The sequence below is a fragment of the Pseudomonas sp. FSO-7 genome (genome assembly GCF_059579345.1).
Genome location: NZ_CM184193.1, coordinates 5377909 through 5393033 on the forward strand (window position 1 = coordinate 5377909; position 15125 = coordinate 5393033).

General features: G+C 61.2%; 11 protein-coding genes. 8 read left to right on the forward strand and 3 right to left on the reverse strand.

The annotated features are described in order from the left end of the window. Positions 1-10 precede the first annotated feature (10 nt). The 6 genes from AC515T_RS23465 (at position 11) to AC515T_RS23490 (ending at position 7934) form a co-directional block, all read left to right on the forward strand. On the forward strand, positions 11-1462 hold the full coding sequence (locus AC515T_RS23465) for an alginate O-acetyltransferase (protein ID WP_496530212.1): 1452 nt from the start codon (positions 11-13) through the stop codon (positions 1460-1462). 11 nt (positions 1463-1473) lie between these two features. Further along, positions 1474-2610: a mannuronate-specific alginate lyase gene (locus AC515T_RS23470; RefSeq protein ID WP_496530213.1), complete on the forward strand. Its 1137-nt coding sequence runs from the start codon at positions 1474-1476 to the stop codon at positions 2608-2610. Positions 2611-2832: 222 nt separating this feature from the next. Continuing rightward, entirely contained in the window at positions 2833-4398 is a 1566-nt protein-coding gene (locus tag AC515T_RS23475) for an MBOAT family O-acyltransferase (RefSeq protein WP_496530214.1), read from the forward strand. Positions 4399-4409: 11 nt separating this feature from the next. Then, a complete protein-coding gene (locus AC515T_RS23480; protein ID WP_496530215.1) occupies positions 4410-5585 on the forward strand; it encodes an alginate O-acetyltransferase in 1176 nt (391 codons plus the stop codon). A 14-nt stretch (positions 5586-5599) separates the two neighbouring features. Next, positions 5600-6265 (forward strand): alginate O-acetyltransferase AlgF, encoded by a 666-nt coding sequence (locus AC515T_RS23485; protein ID WP_496530216.1) that lies wholly within the window; start codon positions 5600-5602, stop codon positions 6263-6265. A 217-nt stretch (positions 6266-6482) separates the two neighbouring features. After that, positions 6483-7934, forward strand: coding sequence for a mannose-1-phosphate guanylyltransferase/mannose-6-phosphate isomerase (locus AC515T_RS23490; RefSeq protein ID WP_047228836.1), 1452 nt, complete (start codon positions 6483-6485; stop codon positions 7932-7934). 74 nt (positions 7935-8008) lie between these two features. On the opposite strand, the gene AC515T_RS23495 is transcribed toward AC515T_RS23490, so the two are convergent. Both AC515T_RS23495 and AC515T_RS23500 read right to left on the reverse strand, forming a co-directional pair. After that, positions 8009-10729, reverse strand: a complete 2721-nt coding sequence (locus AC515T_RS23495) for an RHS repeat domain-containing protein (RefSeq protein WP_496530217.1) — start codon at positions 10727-10729, stop codon at positions 8009-8011. A gap of 144 nt (positions 10730-10873) precedes the next feature. Next, on the reverse strand, positions 10874-12400 hold the full coding sequence (locus AC515T_RS23500) for a hypothetical protein (protein WP_496530218.1): 1527 nt from the start codon (positions 12398-12400) through the stop codon (positions 10874-10876). Between the two features lie 202 nt (positions 12401-12602). Between AC515T_RS23500 and AC515T_RS23505 the strand changes: the two genes are divergently transcribed. Together AC515T_RS23505 and AC515T_RS23510 are read left to right on the forward strand one after the other, a co-directional pair. Then, a complete protein-coding gene (locus AC515T_RS23505; RefSeq protein ID WP_496530219.1) occupies positions 12603-13067 on the forward strand; it encodes a multidrug transporter in 465 nt (154 codons plus the stop codon). A gap of 39 nt (positions 13068-13106) precedes the next feature. Then, the gene (locus tag AC515T_RS23510; protein ID WP_496530220.1) at positions 13107-13931 is read left to right on the forward strand and encodes an SDR family oxidoreductase; all 825 of its coding nucleotides are present in this window, start codon (positions 13107-13109) and stop codon (positions 13929-13931) included. 329 nt (positions 13932-14260) lie between these two features. On the opposite strand, the gene AC515T_RS23515 is transcribed toward AC515T_RS23510, so the two are convergent. Beyond that, complete coding sequence (locus AC515T_RS23515; RefSeq protein WP_496530221.1) at positions 14261-15124, reverse strand: efflux RND transporter periplasmic adaptor subunit; 864 nt, start codon at positions 15122-15124, stop codon at positions 14261-14263. Position 15125 lies beyond the last annotated feature (1 nt).

Here is a 15125-nt window from a genome sequence, read left to right on the forward strand (position 1 = left end):
GATGACCTTTATGAACCCACAGATGATCAAACTCCTGGGCCTGTCCGCCCTGACTGCCGGCATTCTCGCCGCTGCAAGCGGCGCGCGCGCCGATGAAATCAAGGCACCGAGCTTCACCGCCGAACCGTGCTGCAACCTGTGCCCGGCGGCCCATGACGCGAAGAACTACACCACGCGCTACCAGCAGAACTTCACCACGCTGGTGCAGGCTCAGGGCGACTGGCTGTTCCGGACCCAGGAAGACCTGCGCACCGAATTCAACACCACCCCGGCCGGCTACAAGCGCATGCAACAGTTGCACGATGCGTTCAAGGCAAAAGGCGTCGAACTGGTGATCGTCTACCAGCCGACCCGGGGCCTGGTGAACCGCAACAAGCTCAACCCACAGGAAAAGGCCGCTTTCGACTACGAGAAAGCCCTGACCAACTACAAATCCATGCTCGGCCGTTTCGCCCAGATGGGTTATGTGGTGCCGGACCTGTCGCCGCTGACCAACGAAAACCTGCCCGAGACCCTGCCGGCCCACGATTTCTATTTCCGTGGCGACCAGCACTGGACCCCGTATGGCGCCCAGCGCACGGCCAAGATCGTCGCCGAGAAGGTCAAGCAGATCCCGGCCTTCGCCGACATTCCCAAGCGTGAATTCGAGACCACGAAGTCCGGCCGCATGGGCAAGACCGGCACCCTGCACAACATGGCCGGGCAACTGTGTGGCACCAGCTATGCGATCCAGTACATGGACCAGTTCACCACCGAACCCAAGGGCGAGGCTGGCGACGGCGACCTGTTCAGCGATTCCGGCAACCCGCAGATCACCCTCGTGGGCACCAGTCACAGCGGCAAGAACTACAACTTTGCCGGTTTCCTGCAGGAAGCCATCGGCGCCGACATCCTCAACGTCGCCTTCCCTGGCGGTGGCCTGGAAGGCGCGATGATCCAGTACCTGGGCAGCGAAGAGTTCCAGAAGAACCCGCCGAAAATTCTCATCTGGGAATTCTCGCCGCTGTATCGCCTGGACCAGGAAACCATCTACCGCCAGATGATGGCGCTGCTGGACAACAACGGTTGCGAAGGCAAGCCGGCACTCATGAGCAGCAAGACCGCGCTCAAGCCGGGCAAGAACGAATTGATGGTCAATACCAAGAACATGGATCTGCGTAATGGCAGCCACCAGGTCGACATCCGCTTCACCGACACCTCGGTGAAAACCTTGCAAGCCACCCTCTGGTACATGAATGGGCGCCACGAGGATATCAAGATCGAAAAACCGGATACCTCCGACACCGACGGACGTTTCGCCTTCCAATTGCGCACCGACGAGGACTGGGCTTCGCAGAACCTGCTAGCCGTTGAAGTCCAGGGTCCTGAAGCCGGTAAAGAGCCGCTGCAAATCGAAGCGAAAGTCTGCAAACGCAACGCATCTCCGCAAGCCGGGCAACAAACGGCTCAAATCGGACAATGAGGTCTCGTCTCATGACCAGTACCACGCGCACCCGAACGTTGAAAACGCTGCTGGCGCCCTCCCTGCTGACCCTGGCGCTGTTCGCCGGGGCCACGCAGGCGGCGGCCCCGTTGCGCCCGCCACAGGGTTATTTCGCACCGATCGAAAAGGTCAAGGCCGGCGAAGCGGCCAAAGGTTGCGACGCCACGCCGACGCCCTACACCGGCTCCCTGCAATTTCGCAGCAAGTACGAGGGCTCCGACAAAGCCCGCTCGACGTTGAACGTGCAATCGGAAAAAGCCTTCCGCGACAGCACCGCCGACATCACCAAGATCGAGCGTGGCGTCAGCAAGCAAGTCATGCAGTTCATGCGTGACGGGCGCCCCGAGCAACTGGAATGCACGCTGAACTGGCTGACCGCCTGGGCCCAGGCCGATGCGCTGATGTCCAAGGACTTCAACCACACCGGCAAGTCCATGCGCAAATGGGCGTTGGGTAGCATGGCTTCGGCCTATGTGCGCCTGAAGTTCTCCGAGTCCCGCCCATTGGCCAATCACCAGGAGCAGGCGCAACTGATCGAAGGCTGGTTCAGCCGGATGGCCGATCAGGTGGTCAGTGACTGGGACAACCTGCCGTTGGACAAGACCAACAACCATTCCTACTGGGCCGCCTGGTCGGTGATGGCCACCTCCGTGGCAACCAACCGCCGCGACCTGTTCGACTGGGCCGTCAAGGAATACAAGGTCGGCGTCAACCAGGTCGATGCCGACGGTTTCCTGCCTAACGAACTCAAGCGCAAGCAACGGGCCCTGTCCTACCACAACTATGCCCTGCCGCCGCTGGCGATGATCGCCAGCTTCGCCCAGGTCAACGGTGTGGACCTGCGCCAGGAAAACAACGGTGCCCTCAAGCGACTGGGGGACCGGGTGCTGGCCGGGGTGAAAGACCCGGACATCTTCGAAGAGAAGAACGGTGAAGAGCAGGACATGAAAGACCTGAAGGTCGATTCGAAATTCGCTTGGCTCGAACCGTTCTGCAGCCTCTACACCTGCTCCGAGGATGTGCTGGAGCGCAAACATGAAATGCAACCGTTCAAGACCTTCCGCCTCGGCGGGGACTTGACCCGGGTGTATGACCCGTCGCGGGAGAAAGGCGAAAAAGGAAGCTGACACCGTTCTCCCTGCCTGGCAGGGAACCCTGTGGGAGCGAGCTTGCTCGCGATGACGGCGGCACATGCGACTGCGATGCAAGCTGATCCACTGCCATCGCGAGCAAGCTCGCTCCCACAAGGGAAAGTGGTCTGTTTCAAATGCAATGAACCTCCCGGTTTTCATGGGGGGGTTTGGGGGGGCTCTGGCCCTTGACTGTTGATTCAACATGGAGAGATCGGGATGGTATTTTCATCCAACGTGTTCCTGTTCCTGTTCCTGCCGATCTTTCTCGGCTTGTACTACCTGAGCGGGCAACGCTATCGCAACCTGCTGCTGCTGATCGCCAGCTACGTGTTCTATGCCTGGTGGCGGGTGGACTTCCTCGCGCTGTTCGCCGGCGTGACCCTGTGGAACTACTGGATCGGCCTGAAAGTCGGCGCCGCCGGTGTGCGCACCAAACCGGCCCAGCGCTGGCTGTTGCTCGGCGTGGGTGTGGACTTGGCCATCCTGGGCTATTTCAAGTACGCCAACTTCGGCGTGGACAGCCTCAACGCCATCATCACCGGCTTCGGTCTCAACCCGTTCATCCTGACCCACGTGCTGTTGCCGATCGGGATCTCGTTCTACATCTTCGAGTCCATCAGCTACATCATCGACGTCTATCGTGGTGATACGCCGGCGACCCGCAACCTGATCGACTTCGCAGCGTTCGTGGCCATTTTCCCGCACCTGATCGCCGGCCCCGTGTTGCGCTTCCGCGACCTGGCCGACCAGTTCAACAACCGCACCCACACGCTGGACAAGTTCTCCGAAGGCTGCACCCGCTTCATGCAGGGCTTCATCAAGAAAGTGTTCATCGCCGACACCCTGGCGGTGGTGGCCGACCATTGCTTCGCCTTGCAGAACCCGACCACGGGCGATGCCTGGCTCGGCGCCCTGGCCTACACCGCGCAGCTGTACTTCGACTTCTCCGGCTACAGCGACATGGCCATCGGCCTGGGCCTGATGATGGGTTTCCGTTTCATGGAAAACTTCAAGCAGCCCTACATCAGCCAATCGATCACCGAGTTCTGGCGCCGCTGGCACATCAGCCTGTCGACCTGGCTGCGCGACTACCTCTACATCACCCTGGGCGGTAACCGCAAAGGCACGCTGATGACCTATCGCAACCTGTTCCTGACCATGCTGCTCGGTGGTCTGTGGCACGGCGCGAACATCACCTACGTGATCTGGGGTGCCTGGCACGGCATGTGGCTGGCCATCGAAAAAGCGGTGGGCATCAACACCACGCCACGCAGCATCAACCCGATCCGCTGGGCGCTGACCTTCCTGCTGGTGGTGATGGGCTGGGTGATCTTCCGGGCCGAGAACCTGCACGTGGCCGGTCGCATGTACGGCGCCATGTTCAGCTTCGGCGACTGGTCGCTGTCGGAACTGACCCGCGCCAACCTCACCGGTCTGCAGATCGCCACGCTGGCGGTGGCCTACGTCACCCTCGCCTTCTTCGGCCTGCGGGACTTCTACACCAACCGTCCGCCAGTCAAGACCAAGCCTGAAGTGACCACCGAGGCCGATGGTCCGGCCACTGCACAACCGGGTCTGATCAAAGCCGCGCCGGGCGAAAATCCGACGAACATTCATGAACCTGGCTACACCGTTGGCGTCGAAGCCCAGGTGCAACCGGCCTACTGGACCGTGGACTGGTCACGCTACGTGATGCGCACCCTGGTGCTGCTGCTGTTCATCGCCTCGATTCTCAAACTCTCGGCGCAAAGCTTCTCGCCGTTCCTTTACTTCCAGTTCTGAGGGATCTGAACATGACCCGCTCATTACGCATCTTTTACATCGCACTGTTCATGCTGATCCTGACAGCGCTGGGTATCTGGTCGATGCGCAGCTTCCTAGGCTTCAGCACCAACCCCGACGCGACCGTGCTCAACGGGCGCTGGGCCAAGGCCGTGGAAACGCACTACGACGAAGAGTTCCCGATCAAGCGCCTGGGCACCAACATCTGGGCCGCGCTGGACTACAAGCTGTTCAACGAGGGCCGCAAAGGCGTGGTCCTGGGCCGCGACCAGTGGCTGTACAGCGATGAAGAGTTCAACCCGATCGTCAACGAAGAGCTGAACCTGCAAGGCAACTACGCGCTGGTCGAAGGCGTGCGCCAGAAGCTCAAGGAACAAGGCATCACCCTGGTCATGGCGATCCTGCCGGCCAAGGCGCGGCTGTACCCCGAGCACCTGGGCGAAGTGAAGCCATCGAGCATTCACGCCAACCTCTACCAGGATTTCCACGCTCGCGTCGCGGCCGACAATATCCTCGCGCCTGACCTGCTCGGCCCGCTGCAACAGGCCAAGCAAAGCGGCCAGCAAGTGTTCCTGCGCACCGACACCCACTGGACGCCGGAAGGTGCCCAGGTCGCTGCCGAGAACCTGGCCAAGGCCATTGCCGAGAAGGCACCGCTCAACGGCGAGCCGCAGCGCTTCGTCACCGAGCCTGCGGAAAAAATCACCCACAAGGGCGACCTGCGCCAGTTCCTGCCGCTGGACCCGCTGTTCGAAAACCTGATGCCAGCCCAGGAGCCGCTGGTCAAGCGCAACACCCGCGAAGCCGACGACCAGCCGGCCGAAGGCGACGCGCTGTTCGCCGATGCCCAGGTGCCCGTGGCCCTGATCGGCACCAGCTACAGCGCCAACCCTACTTGGAACTTCGTCGGTGCACTCAAGCAAGCCCTGCTCAGCGACGTCGTGAACTACGCCGAAGACGGCCACGGCCCGATTCTGCCGATGCTCAGCTACCTCAAGAGCGATGCCTTCAAGAACAGCCCGCCACAAGTGCTGATCTGGGAGTTCCCTGAACGTTATCTGCCTGTGAACAACGAAATCGGCGACGCCGACCCACAGTGGGTCGCAGAGCTCAAGCAAGCCGGCGCTCGCCAACAGAACGTAGCCGCCAACACCCCATCCGAGACGCCCGACCGGGCGCAAAACTGAAAGAGAGGTCCACCATGACTTTCAACACTACTCCTCGCCGTCTCGCTGCTCGCTCCTTCAAGGCTGTTGCCCTCGTCGCCAGCATGAGCGCCCTCTCACTGTCCGCCTTTGCCGGTGACGCGGCCCTGTACGGCCCCATCGCGCCAAAAGGCTCGAGCTTCGTGCGGGTGTACAACGCCAGCAACGCCGAAGTCAGCGCCACCGTCGGCAGCACCAACATCAGCGACGTAGCCCCCCTGGCCAGCAGCGACTTCAGCTTCATGCCCGGCGGCGACTACAGCGCCAAGGTCGGCAGCCAGACCGTGCCGGTGAAACTGGCCTCCGATCACTATTACACCCTGGTCAACAACGCCAGCGGCCAGCCGCAACTGATCGAAGAACCGCCGTTCAAGAACAAGCAGAAGTCCCTGGTCCGCGTACAGAACCTCAGCGACAAGGCACTGACCCTCAAGACCGCCGATGGCAAGACCGAAGTGGTGCCGAACGTGGCCGCCAAGGGCCGTGGCGAACGTGAGATCAACCCGGTGAAAGTGTCCCTGGCCCTGTTCGAAGGCGACAAGAAAGTCGGCGACCTCAAGCCCGTGGCCCTGGAGCGCGGCGAAGCGGCCGTGCTGTACGTCACCGGTTCAGGCAGCAGCCTGTCGCCAGTGTGGGTGAAACGCCCTGTGTCGACCCGCTGATGAATTCACCTGATTGACGCTGTACCCCTGTGGGAGCGGGCTTGCTCGCGAATACGGTCTCACATTCAACATTGATGTTGGCTGAAGCACCACTTTCGCGAGCAAGCCCGCTCCCACCCTGAATCGGGGTGTCATTCGGGTACGGAACAACAACAAGAGAGTGAAACGACAGAACGCAGTAGCTCTAACAACCATTTCGCTTCAAGGAGTAACAAACATGATTCCGGTGATCTTGTCAGGTGGTAGTGGCTCACGTCTTTGGCCGCTTTCGCGCAAGCAATTCCCTAAACAGTTCCTGGCCCTGACCGGTGAACACACCCTGTTCCAGCAGACCCTCGAGCGCCTGGTGTTCGAAGGCATGGACACGCCGATCGTGGTCTGCAACAAAGACCACCGTTTCATCGTCAACGAGCAGTTGACCAACCGTAAACTCGAAGCCCAGCGCATCCTGATGGAACCGTTCGGGCGCAACACCGCCCCGGCCGTGGCGCTGACGGCGATGATGCTGGTCAACGAAGGCCGTGACGAGCTGATGCTGGTGCTGCCGGCCGACCACGTGCTGGAAGACCAGAAAGCCCTGCAACGCGCCCTGGCCCTGGCCACCGTGGCCGCCGAGCGTGGCGAGATGGTGCTGTTCGGCGTACCGGCCACCAAACCGGAAACCGGCTATGGCTACATCAAGTCGACCAACGATGCGCTGCTGCCCGAAGGCGTGAGCCGCGTCTCGCACTTCGTCGAAAAACCCGACGTCAAGCGTGCCACCGAGTTCGTCGAGGCCGGCGGTTACTTCTGGAACAGCGGCATGTTCCTGTTCCGCGCCAGCCGCTTCCTCGAAGAGCTGAAAAAGCACGATCCAGACATCTACGACACCTGCCTGCTGACCCTGGAGCGCAGTGAGCAGACGGCTGACACCATTACCTTCGACGAAGCCACCTTCGCCTGCTGCCCGGATAACTCCATCGACTACGCGGTGATGGAAAAGACCCAGCGCGCCTGTGTGGTCCCACTGTCGGCCGGTTGGAGCGATGTCGGCTGCTGGTCGTCGCTGTGGGAAGTCAATGCCAAGGACGCCAACGGCAACGTCACCAAGGGCGACGTGGTCGTCCAAGACAGCCGCAACTGCATGATCCACGGCAACGGCAAGCTGGTGTCGGTGATCGGCCTGGACAACATCGTGGTGGTCGAAACCAAGGACGCCATGATGATCGCCCACAAGGACAAGGTCCAAGGCGTCAAGCAGATGGTCAACACCCTCAACGCACAGGGCCGCACCGAGACCCAGAACCACTGCGAGGTCTATCGTCCGTGGGGTTCCTATGACTCGGTGGACATGGGCGGTCGTTTCCAGGTCAAGCACATCTCGGTCAAGCCGGGCGCGTGCCTGTCGCTGCAGATGCACCACCACCGCGCCGAACACTGGATCGTGGTCAGCGGCACCGCCGAAGTGACCTGCGACGAGAACGTGTTCCTGCTCTGCGAAAACCAGTCGACCTACATCCCGATCGCGTCGGTCCACCGCCTGCGCAACCCGGGCAAGATCCCGCTGGAAATCATCGAAGTGCAGTCCGGCAGCTACCTGGGCGAAGACGACATCGAGCGTTTCGAAGACATCTACGGTCGCTCCACCCCGGTCGAACGCGGCGTCTCGGTGAAAACCATCGCCCAGTAACGATCAGCCAGACGAGAAGTCCCCATCCAACCCACTGCGTCCCCTATCCGCAGTGGGTTGGACCCTTCTTCAAGTCAGACTTTCAAGGGCTGCTTGGCACTGAATTTGAGGTTTTTCCACTTAAGATTGGACGTAGGAACACGGGAGCTGTCCAGCTCAATGGTTCGACCCAATCTCGCCGCCGCGATAAAGCGATGATGGCCATCTTTCAGGGTAATGACTTTTGCATCGCTATCGTATGCGTACGTCGGAGTTCCCAAGCCGACCTTGAGCGCTGCTTGATCCTTGGCCTTGATTAAAGCAACCGCACGCTCACGCTCCGCACCTTCCAATACGTGAAATTTTTCATACTCCTTGATGCCTGATTCATTTGCCCAGTCTTGGCTCGGCACCAACTCGTACCCTCGTGGCCATTCAGGCAGGCTTTTTCCTTCGACCAGATCGAACTTTTTCTTAAAAGTCACGACCAGACGCTCCACAGAAACCTCCAATCCGTTTCGTATGATTGTCGCCGGTTTGAAACGCATCGAAACGTCGCTGGTTGAAAGCGCGTCCTCGCCCGCCTCCGTAAACTTAAGTGGACTGAAAGCAACGCCTGTCGGTATTGATGTGCTGTCGTTTCCCCCCTTCCCAGGGGTATTGGCAAAAGTGGCGGGTGGAGGAACCTTTGCTGTTCCGCTTCCGAAACGGCTGCTGATATTCGCAGAAGTGGCGGGTCGGAGAGCCCCTGCTGTTTGGCTTTCGAAACGGCTCTTGAGATCGCTGACGACACTTTTTTTCGCTACCCCCGATGCAACGGCTCCATTGCCCGTTTCCACCGGCATGAGCCCGTTATCATCAAACCAACCCACCGGGTTGTTTCTGACCATCCGATACCCGTTCAAACCATCAACCGCCCCCGCCGGATCTGGATTCACCCATCGCTGCAGCCAAGGCGTGTAATACCTGAACCCATAGTAATAAAGCCCCGTGGCATCCCTCTCCTTGCCCGAATAACGCACTGTCTTGTAGCCCACCTCGACCGCATCGTCCCCTGCCAGATAAGCCGTTTCGCCAAAAGGATAAAAATGCTCCCGGCTGATGACCCGCCCATCCTGGGCAAGCTCCAGGCTGACCGAGCCCAAATGATCGGCAACGCTGTATCGATAGCAGTCGTTCTCGCCGGTCGGCGGTGCGCTTTCCCAATGCAGCACCCGAACATCGCTGAGCCCGCCTTGGGCAGTGATCACTTGCAGCGCCTCGCCCGTGCCGCTGTCGGCGCGCAGTTCCAGCCCCGGCAAATAACGGACCTCGGCGGCGAGCGTGCGAGCGTCGGTCTGAAGCGTGCGCAACTTGCGCACACGTTGCCCGCCGCTGTCGTAGATATAAGCCTCGCTGTCGTTAAGGCCCGAAGAGCGTTCGATGGGGGTGACCGAGCCAAGCTGGTTGCGCAAGTCCCAGGCCAGGAACCGGCCCGCGTCCAGTTCCAGGCAATTGCCCCGCGCATCGAACGCCGCGGCAATTTCGTCCTCGGTGGGCGGCACGCCATTGCGGTACGGCAGGCAGCGATTGCTATAGCGAGCCGCTTGGATTTCCCGACCATGGCTTTGTGCCCCGACGTGAACCAGCGTCAACAGATTGCCGCCTTCGTCGTAGCGGTAGGTCTGCTGATAATTGCTAACCGCCGCCGGGTCGTTGTGCCTCAGCGAATCGGGCCCTTGATTCGCCGAGCCCGCCTCCCAACCGGTGGCTTGGATCAGTTTATAGAGACTGTCGTAGACAAAGCGGCTGATCGGGTCGATGCGCTGGTTGGCAAAGTAGCGAACCGCCAGGGCTGCGTCCTCGATGCTCAACACGTTGCCCATCGGGTCATAAACGTAGCGCAAGTGTTGCAGTACCTGGCCGGCACGCAGGGCTTGGCGCTCCGCCAGGCGCCCGTCTTCAGGGTTATAGATAAGGGTGGTTTGCACGCCGTTGCCGGCTGTTTCCCCCTCGATCTGTCCAAGAGCATCGTAGCGAACATCACTCACCAGCGTCTGCCAATCATCCTGCCCCGCCAATAGCAGCTGGCTGCCGGACAGCCGACCATCGAGCGTAAGGCGTTGGCGTTGTCGATTTCCCCGGGCGTCGACTCGCTCCAGCACATCGCTCAGCGGCCCGACACGCCACGTCGAAACGGCACCGCTTCCAGGTTCAAGGCGTTGTTCGCGATCGGATTCCGACTCCGGCCAATCGGGCAAAGCCGCATCGAGGATGTAACGGCGGTCCTGCATGAGGTTATGCCCGGTCAAGGCAAACGACGCCAGTAACAACGTACCCGCCGTGTCGTCGTGACGGATCAGTTGGCCATACTGGTTGTGGTCCTGATCGCCCTGGCCCGGGTATCCATAAGCCAGGCGTTCGGTACATCGGCGCGGCTGCCCGTCGCCCTGCTCGGACACCGCCACGGGGCGAAGCGATTCGTCATAGAGCACATCGCGCTGTGTCCCTCGACTGTCCCAGCCCAGCAATCCTTCCTCGGCGAGCCCCGGCAGATCGATCTGCCGGCCGGCATCGACGCTGTCTGTGCGCAGCGTGACGCCGGACAACGAATAAATCGCCGAAAGGTTACTGGGCGCCCGTTCGTCACTGTCCTGCATGGCCCACAACCGTGGATCCCACTGTTTCACCGCGCGCCCGGCGAGGTCAAAGAGGCTGCGGTTGATACGCCGCTGCGCCAGGCCGTTCGGGAGGCTGCGGCAGTAATCGACCGAACGAACCGGCCTGCTCCGCGAGTCGACGGCTATCAGCGTCGGCGTTCGATAATCCATGCCCATCTGTAGGAATCCCATGTAGTGCCAGGGTATCGCGGCCCATCTAACCAACGGGTCTGCAAGGCTGCCTACTGTCAGATATGACAGTGGCGACCGACGGCATACCGCGGCACCGCTGGCCCTGGCCGGAGACTCGATGGGCTCGGCTCAAGGCGTGCGCAGAACGGCCACCGAGCAGAGCCTCCAGTCGGCAGGTCGGGAATAGACGGTCCCGTGGTCGATCATCAACGTGTAATAGTTGCCCGAGTGATGGGCCTGTGCCGTCCAGTAATCGGAAACCCGGGGATCGAAATTCTGGTCGGCATCGAAAGCACCGATGGGCCAGCCATACCCCCGCACCATATCGCCCCACTCGGGATACACCGCGCCGGGGTAGCGAAGCAGGTAACCGTTGCCCAGTTCATACGCCTGGGGCAAGGCTGCGCCATGGCTGAGCGAGTAGTTGTAGGCCGCGCTCCAATTCATATGACAGGCCAGCGCGGTAAACCATAACCTTGGCTTGGGCAGGGTGTATTGCGCGCTCTGCTGGCGTGCGTCCCTGATAGTGAACGTCCCGTGTGTATAGCCCCTGAGGGTAATCTCACCGGTGCCGGGATCGATGGGCATCTGTTGCGGGTCGGCACTGCTGAAGGCATACGGCGGCGTCCCACCGATGACGTTGAGAACCAGCCGTCCTCCGCTGAATCCGGTGTAGGGAAAGCCGCTGTCAGCCGCGAATGTAAAAGTGTCGCCCCGGGGCGAGGCGGTCAGGGAACTGACGCGCAGGATTTTGCTGCGCTCGTCAAATACCTGATCCCTCGGATCGAACGAAAACGAAGCCTTGTGCGCTGGGGTCGCAGGCAAGTCGATACGTATGATGGGCCGCCAAAGACCGCTGTGTTCATAGAAGTCCTGTTGGTCATATTGGGCGAATCTCAAGCCATTCCCTACGTAGTAGAACGCCTGGATCGGCAACTGCGGGGCAATATCCCGCGGCCAGGTGGCAAGCATCAGTTCATTGCGGCTGTGGAACGCAACAGCATTGTGCAGTTGCATCGCACGAAGGGCTTGATGGAACGAGTCGGCTGCCGCGTCATTCATCTGGTCACGTACATCGAAGCTGCATTGGTAGTAACTCTGGACCACACCTGGTTGGTTCGTGTGGGCCAGCCACTGCTCTGCTGAGGTAATGCCCTGCGATTGACAGCGCCGGCTCTGCTGCGGGTAGCTGCGGTGAGCGCCACACCCCGGATTGTCCCGGTCGAACGTGGCGCCATCGATGGGGAACACGCAGAGAATTTCAATCTTGCGCTTGTCGGCTGGCATATCCAGAACCGGATAGAAAATGAAGCCGTGATCGTACGTGGAGTCGATCTGCCGGAACTGCGAATCCTGCCGCAGGTATGAGAATGATACGGCTCCTTTTTCCTCGGCAATGGGACTGGGGTTCCAGGCGTTGTAGTCGGTCGAGTGAATCGTCCCCCGGAACACAATCCCGGAGCAGAGAAACGCCGGCGTGGAGGCACTGCCGCAGTTGATGCGGGTGTCGGCATAACGCGCCGCCAGCGCCGATGCGGTAGCGGTCCCGTCTTGCTCCAGCTGCGCGAGGCTTGAAGGGTCGGACACATGACGGGTTGAGAGGTGCAGGCATCCGGTGACCAGAATGCATAACACCTGCATCAGGATGAACTTCATCAGCGCTCCCCTGTTTCGGCTTGTGCGGTTGGGGCGCAGCAACGCCGTCCGTTTATTCAGGGCTATCTCAAACGCAGGGCGGTCCCACGGCAACTGTCAGAAATTACAGTGCTGACCAACGGGACCACTCCCTGTCCTGCGGATGTCCATTCAAGCGTCTCTTCGATAGGATGGTCGCCACGACTTCACGGAGTTTTGATCCATGCTCATTGGCGTGCTCCTCGTTATCACTTGGCTCATCCTGCTGTTGCGCTACCCGGCCAAGGCCCTGCCGGTCTCCCTGGCGGCCTTCATCGGGCTGGGACTGGTCGCCGCCTGGGTGCTCTGGCAGGAAAGCCGCGAGACCCGGCAGTTGGAGCGCCTGGAACTGCGCATCAGCTATGCCCCTCAACAGTGCCCCGCCGACCGCCCGCTGTCGCTGACCATGAAAAACAACAACGACGTGCCGCTGATCGAGCTGCGCTGGCGGGTTGCGGCCTATGCACCTGGCGACACCATCAACCTGGCCGACAGCCCCTACGACGCACCGCGCTATCGAGGCCCCGGCGAATTGCAGGCCGGCGCCGACTGGCAAGACTGCTTGCCGCTGCCGCCCCTGCGCCCGGGTTATCGCCCGCAGACCCTGGAGTTTCGCGCCGAGCGATTGCACGGTAGCTTTTCCAACTGATTGCCCTCCCCCCAAATTTTTTTGCACAAGGAACGCGCCATGCCTGTTGCGTTGATTACCGGATGTTCCAGCGGCATTGGCCGCGCCCTCGCCGACGCCTTCAAGGCCGCGGGTTATCAAGTCTGGGCCACGGCGCGCAAGGCTGAAGACGTGGCGACACTCGCCACGGCCGGGTTCACCGCCATGCAGCTGGACGTCAACGACGGGCAAGCCCTGGAACAACTGGGTGAGCGGATCAACCAGCAGCATGGTGGCCTGGATGTGCTGGTCAACAATGCCGGCTATGGCGCCATGGGCCCGCTGCTGGACGGCGGCGTGCCGGCCATGCAGCGCCAGTTCGAAACCAACGTGTTCGCCATCGTCGGGGTCACCCGGGCGCTGTTCCCGGTGTTACGTCGGGCCAGGGGGCTGGTGGTGAACATCGGCAGCGTTTCCGGGGTGCTGGTCACGCCGTTCGCTGGCGCCTATTGCGCGTCGAAGGCGGCAGTGCATGCCTTGAGCGATGCCTTGCGCATGGAACTGGCGCCGTTCGGCATCCGCGTGATGGAGGTCCAGCCCGGCGCGATTGCCTCCAGCTTCGCCAAGAATGCCGGCCATGAAGCCGAACAATTGATCAGCGAACAATCGCCCTGGTGGCCGCTGCGCGATGGCATCCGCGCCCGAGCCAAGGCCTCCCAGGACAACCCGACCCCGACCCACGCGTTCGCCGCCGCGCTGCTCAAGGCGGTTCAACAACCCAAGCCCCCCCGCCTGCTGCGCCTGGGCAATGGCAGCCGGGCGCTGCCGTTGATGGCTGGCTTGTTGCCCAAAGGGTTGCTGGAGAAAGGGTTGATGAAGCGGTTTGGGTTGGGGAAATCGCTGTAGTCAGCGCGAATTGGGCTTTTTTGCTGTTGTGCAGTGGCTGAACTTCAATTCCTGTGGGAGCGAGCTTGCTCGCGATGACAGCGTGTCAGCCACCCTCATGCAACTGAACCACCGCTATCGCGAGCAAGCTCGCTCCCACAGGGGATCTGTGGTGGGCATTAACCTCGCCATCACCCCGGAAAAAAATGTGGGAGCGAGCTTGCTCGCGATGACGGCGTGTCAGCCACCCTCGATGCGGCTGAACCACCGCTATCGCGAGCAAGCTCGCTCCCACAGGGGTTCTGTGGTGGGCATCAACCTCGCCATCATCCCATCAGTAATCACTGATCTCAGCCCTTGTCGTGGGGTTCTACCACCACCGTGCAGGTCATCCCCGCCGCCAGCAGCACACTCTCCGGCACTTCATCCAGATGAATGCGCACCGGCACCCGCTGGGCCAGGCGAACCCAGTTGAACGTGGGGTTCACGTCGGCGATCAGTTCGCGGCTTTCGGGGTTGTCGCGGTCGTAGATGCCACGGGAAATACTTTCCACATGCCCCTTGAGCACCTCACCGCTCATCAACTGCAGCTGCGCCGCATCGCCGACCCGCACCTTGGGCAATTTGGTTTCTTCGAAGAAGCCATAGACCCAGAACGAATTCATGTCCACCACGGCCATCTTCGCCTCGCCGATGCGCGCATAGTCGCCGCGGTGCACGTTGAGGTTGGTGACGTAGCCATCCACCGCCGCGCGGACTTCGGTACGTGACAAGTTCAGCTGCGCAGCCTCCAATTGGGCCTGGGCCTGCTGGTAGTCGGCCAGGGCCGAGTCGGCGATGTTGCTGGCGTCGTCGCGGTTTTCCCGGGAGATCACCAGGCTGTCCAGGTCGGCACGCCGATGGGCGTTGACCTTGCGCATTTCCCAAGTGGCCTTGCGCGACGCCACCAGGGCGCGCGCCTGCTTCACGGCGATGCGGTAATGCTCGGGGTCGATGCGCATCAACAAGTCGCCCTTTTTCACCGATTGGTTGTCGCGCACCGGCACCTCGACCACCTCGCCGCTGACGTCGGCGGCCACATTGATGATGTCGGCCCGCACCCGACCATCGCGGGTCCAAGGCGTGTTCATGTAATGGACCCACAGCGTACGGCCGATCCACAGCGCCAGGGCCAGCACCAACAGCGTCGCCAGCAGGCTGAAAAACTTTTTCATC

Coding starts and splice junctions, on each gene's coding strand:
- AC515T_RS23465 (WP_496530212.1), top strand. CDS start 11: ATGAACCCACAGATGATCAAACTCCTGGGCCTGTCCGCCCTGACTGCC.
- AC515T_RS23470 (WP_496530213.1), top strand. CDS start 1,474: ATGACCAGTACCACGCGCACCCGAACGTTGAAAACGCTGCTGGCGCCC.
- AC515T_RS23475 (WP_496530214.1), top strand. CDS start 2,833: ATGGTATTTTCATCCAACGTGTTCCTGTTCCTGTTCCTGCCGATCTTT.
- AC515T_RS23480 (WP_496530215.1), top strand. CDS start 4,410: ATGACCCGCTCATTACGCATCTTTTACATCGCACTGTTCATGCTGATC.
- AC515T_RS23485 (WP_496530216.1), top strand. CDS start 5,600: ATGACTTTCAACACTACTCCTCGCCGTCTCGCTGCTCGCTCCTTCAAG.
- AC515T_RS23490 (WP_047228836.1), top strand. CDS start 6,483: ATGATTCCGGTGATCTTGTCAGGTGGTAGTGGCTCACGTCTTTGGCCG.
- AC515T_RS23495 (WP_496530217.1), bottom strand. CDS start 10,729: ATGGGCATGGATTATCGAACGCCGACGCTGATAGCCGTCGACTCGCGG.
- AC515T_RS23500 (WP_496530218.1), bottom strand. CDS start 12,400: ATGAAGTTCATCCTGATGCAGGTGTTATGCATTCTGGTCACCGGATGC.
- AC515T_RS23505 (WP_496530219.1), top strand. CDS start 12,603: ATGCTCATTGGCGTGCTCCTCGTTATCACTTGGCTCATCCTGCTGTTG.
- AC515T_RS23510 (WP_496530220.1), top strand. CDS start 13,107: ATGCCTGTTGCGTTGATTACCGGATGTTCCAGCGGCATTGGCCGCGCC.
- AC515T_RS23515 (WP_496530221.1), bottom strand. CDS start 15,124: ATGAAAAAGTTTTTCAGCCTGCTGGCGACGCTGTTGGTGCTGGCCCTG.